This window comes from Trichococcus sp. ES5, assembly GCF_900067165.1.
GTDB classification, from domain to species: domain Bacteria; phylum Bacillota; class Bacilli; order Lactobacillales; family Aerococcaceae; genus Trichococcus; species Trichococcus flocculiformis.
Window position 1 is genome coordinate 244,437 of sequence record NZ_FJND01000002.1, and the last position, 7,654, is coordinate 252,090.

The following is a 7,654-nucleotide window of genomic DNA, read 5'->3' on the forward strand; positions in this document are numbered from 1 at the left end:
CACCTGATTTCTACAGTCTTTTTACTTCTTTTTTCCGTCGTGCTCGTGATTCTTTATGTATGGCGGGATGGTATTTTCTGCATTTCTGTTGACACCCAAAGCCGAACGTACTTGATTTCTGTGTTGTACCCGTTTCAACGTCGCCTCGGAAGCGGTTGTCGTCTTCGTCAATTTCGAATTGGATTTCCTGGCAGGTAACTCACTTGCTTCGCGGGCCGCTTGCTGCAGTTCACTGATTGTCGCTGGCATAGAAGTCACGAGTTGACTCTTGTCGTCGCGCTTTTTCCGGGAAAATTCAGGCAAGGCCTTCTTAGCGGCCGCACTATCGGCCATCTTTTCTGCATTGTGTTCCTTTTCGGGCGTTTCAACCACCGCTGTCTTGGATTCACTTGTTTGTATAGCTGCTTTCTCCTCTGCCAGGGGAACAGCCTCAGTTTTTTGCTCAACGTCGGCAATCGTTTCAGGTTTAGGTGTCTCGGCTAAAGTCTTCTCCGGCTCAGTCTGTTCTGTTTCCTCAACGGAAGCGGAGTGTGTAACGCTATGGCTTTCCTGCAAAGCCTCCTCTAGCTTCGCCACCTTCAGCAACAGCTCTTCCATCTCAAGTTGTTTCGTGATCTGATCGGAAATGGCGTTCACAGCCACTAGGATGCCGCGCTCCTCCCGGCCAAGCGCCGGTGCTGCTTGTTTGATCTGTTCCAACTGCGCATTGACCAACTCCGATACAGCAGTCAAATGCTCAGGTGCTTTATTTCCCACAATCGTATAGGTCTTTCCTGCTATAATCGTTTTGAATCTTCTCTTGTTTTCCGTCATATTCAAATGCCTCCATTAAAAAACTGTCTAATATATTTTAACATAAATCCGACGAATTGCAGTATAAACCTCTTTATGTTGCCAATCCTGTCCTGCTGTCCTGAAATAGCTGATCCACTCTGCAGCAATTCCCCATGAAGAAGACAACTTCATGTGATAGAATAAGGAATACTATTATAAATAAGCAGTACAGAGAAATTAAATAGAGCAAGGATGAGGATATTGTCTAATGTCGTATTGAAAGTAACGATGGGCCAACTGAAAAAGATGGCCGTCTTTTATCAGGATTATGCTGTGAAACCAGTGCCGCACAGCCTTTTCACAGCCAAGAAGAACCAGACCACCATCACCGGTTACAACTCCGGGAAAGTGCTGTTTCAAGGCCAGAACGCCGAAAGCGAAGCAGCGCAGTGGCAAGCATCCGGCGACCAGATTGTGGCCACTAAATCCCATTCCGCAAAAAACGGACTGAAAAAAGAGATTCCGAACAAAACCGGGCTCCCTGCAGGTTTTTCCGAATGGTCCGTCATCGGCAGCGATGAAGTGGGCAACGGCAGCTATTTCGGACCACTTACGGTCTGTGCCGTCTATGCATCCGCCGACCAATTACCGTTGCTGAAAAAGATGGGCGTTCAAGACTCAAAAGCTTTGACCGATGCCCGCATCATCACCATTGCGAAGCAATTGTTGGAGCATGTTCCGCACAGCGTCATCAACTTGATGCCCGAAAAATACAATGAGGTCCAACCAACGATGTCTCAGGGTAAAATGAAGGCATTGCTGCATAACCAAGTCCTCGATCAGCTGTTGAATAAAATCGAGCCGGAAAAGCCCAAAGCGATCCTGGTCGATCAGTTTGAATTGCCTTCCACGTATTTCAAACATATCGCCGATCAAAAAGTGCAAGTGAAGGAAAATATTTATTTCCAGACAAAAGGCGAATCCCACCATCTGGCGGTGGCGGCGGCTTCCATCATCGCCCGCTACTACTTCCTGAAGACTTTGGCGGACATGACCGCAGCCTCCGGTTATCCGATCCCTTCAGGCGCCGGCGCCAACGTCGATCTGATCGCTGCGGAAATGTATCGTGAAGGCGGCTTGGAACTGCTGGACAAATACACGAAACTACACTTCGCAAACACCCAAAAAGCCATCCGATTAGCGAATACATAGTAAAAAAACGATTCGCCCAATAAACGGCGAATCGTTTTTTTGTTGTTCAGAAAAATGAAGCAAGTTGGCCCATTAACGGATCACTGCTCCACATTCGGTTTCCAAAGCTGCGACCAATTTCGTGAAGGCTTTGTTGATGTCTTCATCGACAAGCGTCGCTTCAGGATTCAGGAATGACATAGAATAAGCAACTGACTTCTTGCCGTCCTCAATGCCTTTGCCTTGATAGATGTCGAACAGGTGGATATCCTTCAGGAATTTCCCGCCGTTTTCCTTGATGGTCTTGACGATTTGTTGGTGTGTTACGGTCTCATCCACCAATAAAGCCACATCGCGGGTCACGCCAGGGAATTTAGGGATCGGCTGTTGCGTGATCCCTTCCTTCGGTGCGGCGATGATCGCTTCGAAATCGATTTCGAAAGCATATGTTTCCTTCAGGTCATAGGTATTTGCCGTAGCCGGATGGACCTGTCCGACATAACCGATATAGACATCGCCCAGGTAAACGGCAGCCGTTCTGCCTGGATGCATCCATTTCAGGTCCTTGGCAGCTTCAAAACGAATCTGGTCGCTCAGGCCCATCGTCTCGAAATATCCGTCCAATACTCCTTTGGCATGATAAAAGTTGACGGGTTCGGCAGCCATTTGCCAGTCTTTTTGATAGGCCATTCCTGTCATGACACCGGCCAAACGTTCTGCTTCGATCGGCAATACGCTATCAGCAGACGGGAAGAAGACGCGACCGATTTCGTAAAACTGGATATCCGTATTCTTGCGGGCAACGTTGTAAGCGGCGTTGTCCAAAAGCGTGCTCAACAAGTTCATCCGCAACGTGCTGCGGTCTTCACTCATAGGCCAGGCCAAACGGATGCCTTCCTTGTCTTCGACTGCGTATTCCCGCGCTTTTTCGGCGGTGGTCAGAACATAACTGATGTTTTGGGTCAGTCCCGCACCTTCCATGAATCTTCTGGTGATGCGCATTGTGTGTTGTTTAGGCGTCAATGCAGTCGGCAACGCCGGTGTGATCGGCAATGTTTCCGGAAGGTTGTCGTATCCGTAAATGCGTGCAACTTCTTCCAAGATGTCCGCATAGATGGAAATGTCCCATCTTCTCGGTGGAACAGCAACGGTGAATGTTTCGCCGTCAAACGTCGAGGCAAAACCCAACTGGTTAAAGATGGCAGTCACTTCACCGCTGGAAATGGCGGTCCCCAGCGAACGGTTGATTTTTTCCAAGGTGATGATCACTTCTGTGTCCTTCACTTCTACCGTATCCACGGAAGCCGTGCCGGCAATGATAGTGCCCCCTGCCAACTCATGGATCAGTTCAGCGGCATGTTCTCCGGCTGTGCGGATTGTTGCGACGTTGATGCCTTTTTCGAAACGGGAACTGGATTCGCTGCGCAAGTTGAACTTCCCAGCTGTTTTGCGGATCAAAACCGGATTGAACAAAGCCGCTTCCAAAGCGACAGTCACGGTTTCATCGGTGATTTCTGAATCCAGACCGCCCATGACGCCCGCCAATGCAATCGGCACAGTGCCGTTCGTGATGACGATGTTATCCGTGTCCAGCGTTCTTTCCACTCCGTCAAGAGTAGTCATCATTTCATTCTCTTTGGCACGACGGACAATGATTTCCTTAGAACCGATTTGATCATAATCGAAAGCATGCAATGGCTGGCCGTATTCCAACAGGATATAATTCGTGATGTCGACTACGTTGTTGATCGGACGGATACCGCCGTTCATCAGTTTATTCTGCAGCCAAAGCGGACTTTCCGCAATTTTTACGTCTTTGATCACTTGGATATGATAGGCAGGCGCATCGTTCGTGTCCTCAACGGCAACTTTGATGTACTCCGTAACAGAACCTGTTTTTTCAGAAACCGGAGCCTCCGGGAATTTCAATGCTTTGTTGTAGATGGCTGCAACTTCATAGGCGGATCCGCGCATGCTTAAAGCATCGGCACGGTTCGGCGTGATATCGATGTCCAGGATTGCATCATCCAGTTCCAACAAGTCAACGACTTCTGTTCCGGGAACAGCTTCAGCAGGCAGGACAAATATCCCGTCCGCATATTTTTTTGAAACAACGCTTTCCGAGTAGCCCAATTCAGCCAATGAACAGATCATCCCGTTCGATTCTTGGCCGCGCATCTTACCTTTCTTGATTTTTGCGTTGCCGGTGATCCGCGCGCCATGCAAAGCCACGATGACTTTCTGGCCAGCAGCTACATTCGGTGCACCACAGACAATCTGGATCGGTTCCTCAGTCCCGATATTTACTTGGCAGACATGCAGATGGTCTGAATCAGGATGGTCGACTACGGACAACGTTTCCCCGACGACGATCTTTGACAAACCTTTGCCCGGATAGATGACGTCATCCACTTCAATACCGGTACGCGACATTTTTTCCGCTAATTCATCTGGTGTTACATCTGATAGATCTAAATATTCTTTTAACCATTTATAGGATACTTTCATTATGTTACTCCTTTACATCGAATTGACTTAAGAATCGGATATCATTTTGGTAGAAGTGGCGGATGTCATCAACACCATATTTCAACATCGCTACACGTTCCTGGCCTAGACCAAATGCAAATCCGGAGTATTTCGTAGAGTCAATTCCAGACATTTCCAGAACATTGGGATGGACAATACCTGAACCCAGGATTTCAATCCAGCCGGTTTGTTTGCAGACGTTACAGCCGGATCCGCCACACTTGAAGCAGCTGACATCGACCTCCACAGAAGGTTCCGTGAACGGGAAGTAGCTAGGGCGTAAACGGATTTCACGTTCTTCCCCGAACAATTTTTTGGCGAAGACGGCAAGGGTCCCCTTTAGATCAGCCAAAGTGATGTTCTCTCCGATGACCAATCCTTCAATCTGGTGGAACTGGTGCGAGTGGGTCGCATCATCGCTGTCACGGCGATAGACTTTCCCAGGGCTGATCATCTTCAACGGACCTTTGGAAAAATCATGCTTCTCCATCGTGCGCGCTTGGACAGGTGACGTATGCGTACGCAACAACAATTCATCGGTGATGTAGAAAGTGTCCTGCATATCGCGGGCCGGATGATCTTTCGGGAGATTCATCTTTTCGAAATTGTAGCTGTCCTGCTCGACCTCTGGACCATCAACGATTTTGTAACCCATCCCCAAAAACAGGTCTTCGATTTCCTCGTTGATCTGCGTTAATACGTGTGTCGTGCCTTGGGCGATTTTTTTGCCCGGTAGGGTGACATCGATCGTTTCAGCCGCAATTTCAGCTTCCATTTTTTTAATTTCAAGCGCATCTTTTTTGGCTTGGATTGCGGCTTCGATGTCGTCGCGCAGTTCATTCGCCAACGTTCCGATGACGGGACGCTCTTCAGGGCTCAGATCCTTCATCCCTCTCAAAGCTTCTGTGATTGGCCCTTTTTTCCCTAAATAGGAAATGCGGACTTGATTCAATGCCTGCAGATCCTCTGCAGATTCGACTTGCTGCAAGGCATCTATACGTAACGTTTGTAATTTCTCTTTTAATTCCATGTTCAGTCCCCTTCTCATAAAAAATGCAAAAAAATCCCGTCCCCGGTAAGGGACGAGATTTTCGTGGTACCACCCTTGTTTCGTTGCAAGCAACGACACTTCATTTGTTTAACGGTAATAAACCGGAACTTTATTCATTGCACAGGGCAAATCCCAAAGTCAGCTCGGGGAGTGAAAAAACACAATCATCTTCTATAAAGGCTCGCAGTCAATGGCCATTATTCCCTGAAAAAAGTTGCAGATTGTGAAGGTTCCCTTCAACGCTTTTCGTATTCATTTTACTTACTTTGCCAGTTTAACCGGAAATGGCGTTTCCGTCAAGTTCGGATTCAGACCCACGCATCCGACCAAGTTTGGATTTCCTGCATCACACTGTTCAATGCCTTACCTTTTTCCGACAATCCGTACATCACTTTGATTGCCGCCGCAGGATTTTCTGTTCTTACCACAATTTTTTCATCTTCCAGCTCTTTTAAGCGTTCAACTAATACTCGATCACTGACATTAGGTATCTGTGCGGCCAATTCCTTGAATCGTTTATCTCCGTCCATCAAGACTTCGATGATTAAGCCGGTCCATTTCTTCCCTAAAATAGAGAATGTCTTTTCGAATTTTGGACAAATACATTTTTTTACTTCCAGCATTTCATTCACAGCCTTCACCTCTTTGACCTATTATAAACACCCTCATTTCCCCTGTCAAAGGGAATGTGCCTTTTGTCACAAAATGTTTACAAAAAATAAGCATCCTATCCCGCAAACAGCACTAACTGAATCGGTTCCCCAGAAAAATGCTTACAGGCACCGAATATTTCCATCGAATTAAGAATAACTTCACGAAAAATATTCACGAACATTCGGCAACCAGCTTGCAAGCTGTACAAAAAGTTCATGTCTGCTTCTTATAATAGGATAGGAATTTCACAAAGGCAATACTTTTTCATGTTTAAATGAAAAAATTGCGATTTTTTACAGATTTCTTCAGCCGACGAAGTGATAAAGCAAGATACCCGCCGCAACCGCAACATTCAGGGACTCGGCTTCACCAAAAATCGGAATGTAAAGATTCTGATCCGTTAGTGCCAATATTTTTTCAGAAACACCATTTCCTTCGTTACCCATTACCAATACAACCGTATCGGTCGGAGGAAGAGTGCGGTAATCGACGGCAGCTTCGTTCAGTTCGGTTCCGTAAACGCGCATGCCTTTACTCTTCATTTCAGGTATCAACTCTTGCAAAGCGGCGCGATGAACCGGCAGATGGAAATGACTACCTTGCATAGAACGCAATACTTTATCATTGTACAGATCAACCGATCCCTCACCTAAAAAGACAGCAGAATAACCGGCAGCATCCGCTGTTCGGATGATGGTGCCGACATTCCCAGGATCCTGCACCTGATCCAAAAGGATATATTTCCCTTTGTAATCCAAAATCGGAGTGTCTTCAGGAATCTTAACGATCGCAACGACTCCTTGCGGCGTCTCGGTCTGGGCCAAGCTGGCGAGGATTTCCGGTGAAACGATGACGATGACTTCTTCCGCAATCTTCAGATCCGACTGCTGGAAAAAAGTTTCCGTCATCACGATTTCTTGGATGATCGCATTTGCTTTGATGGCCTCCTTCAGAAGGTGTGTCCCTTCGATCAGATAAGCCCTCGCCTCTTTCCGGCCTTTAGTCGTCTGCAGTTTTTTCCATTGTTTTACTTTTTGATTTTTCATCGATACTATCTTTTCCATTTTGTAACCCCTCAGTTCAACATCGTACTGTCAAAGTTTAGCTCTGCCAGACGTTCAATTTTGTATTTTTTCGTTGATTTAACGGGGTTAACGACAAAAACAACTTGCCACCCCCCAATTTTTGGTTAATAGTAATGGTAACTACACCGCACTATTTCCCCAAAAGAAAGGAAGATGACAAGTTGCTACCTCTATTATTAACCTATTTAGTTGATATTATCAAGCGTCAACGAATGATTATTCTTGCGTTAATGAAGCTAGTAATCCTGTTGACGAAAAATTCCCGTATGCCTCAGTTAACTGCTCCGGATAATTTAAATTACCAGAAGCTCAAAGTCGATGAACTGCCTTTGATCGAAAAAGTTGAAAAGTTGGACTATCATCTGCTTCT

General features: G+C 46.6%; 6 protein-coding genes. 1 reads left to right on the top strand and 5 read right to left on the bottom strand.

Going from position 1 to position 7,654, the window contains the following annotated elements:
* Positions 1 to 21 precede the first annotated feature (21 nt).
* Positions 22 to 813, bottom strand: a complete 792-nt coding sequence (locus TES5_RS03400) for a cell division protein ZapA (RefSeq protein ID WP_068559798.1) — start codon at positions 811 to 813, stop codon at positions 22 to 24.
* 222 nt (positions 814 to 1,035) lie between these two features.
* Between TES5_RS03400 and rnhC the strand changes: the two genes are divergently transcribed.
* Positions 1,036 to 1,986, top strand: coding sequence for a ribonuclease HIII (gene rnhC, locus TES5_RS03405; RefSeq protein WP_068559800.1), 951 nt, complete (start codon positions 1,036 to 1,038; stop codon positions 1,984 to 1,986).
* A gap of 72 nt (positions 1,987 to 2,058) precedes the next feature.
* Here rnhC and pheT read toward each other — a convergent pair whose 3' ends face one another.
* The 4 genes from pheT to TES5_RS03425 all read right to left on the bottom strand — a co-directional run bounded on the left by pheT (position 2,059) and on the right by TES5_RS03425 (position 7,263).
* The gene (gene pheT / locus TES5_RS03410) at positions 2,059 to 4,473 is read right to left on the bottom strand and encodes a phenylalanine--tRNA ligase subunit beta (protein WP_068559801.1); all 2,415 of its coding nucleotides are present in this window, start codon (positions 4,471 to 4,473) and stop codon (positions 2,059 to 2,061) included.
* Positions 4,474 to 4,477: 4 nt separating this feature from the next.
* Positions 4,478 to 5,524, bottom strand: coding sequence for a phenylalanine--tRNA ligase subunit alpha (gene pheS / locus TES5_RS03415; protein ID WP_068559803.1), 1,047 nt, complete (start codon positions 5,522 to 5,524; stop codon positions 4,478 to 4,480).
* A 329-nt stretch (positions 5,525 to 5,853) separates the two neighbouring features.
* Positions 5,854 to 6,165, bottom strand: a complete 312-nt coding sequence (locus TES5_RS03420; RefSeq protein ID WP_068559845.1) for a winged helix-turn-helix transcriptional regulator — start codon at positions 6,163 to 6,165, stop codon at positions 5,854 to 5,856.
* A gap of 339 nt (positions 6,166 to 6,504) precedes the next feature.
* On the bottom strand, positions 6,505 to 7,263 hold the full coding sequence (locus tag TES5_RS03425) for a TrmH family RNA methyltransferase (RefSeq protein ID WP_068559806.1): 759 nt from the start codon (positions 7,261 to 7,263) through the stop codon (positions 6,505 to 6,507).
* Between the last annotated feature and the right edge of the window lie 391 nt (positions 7,264 to 7,654).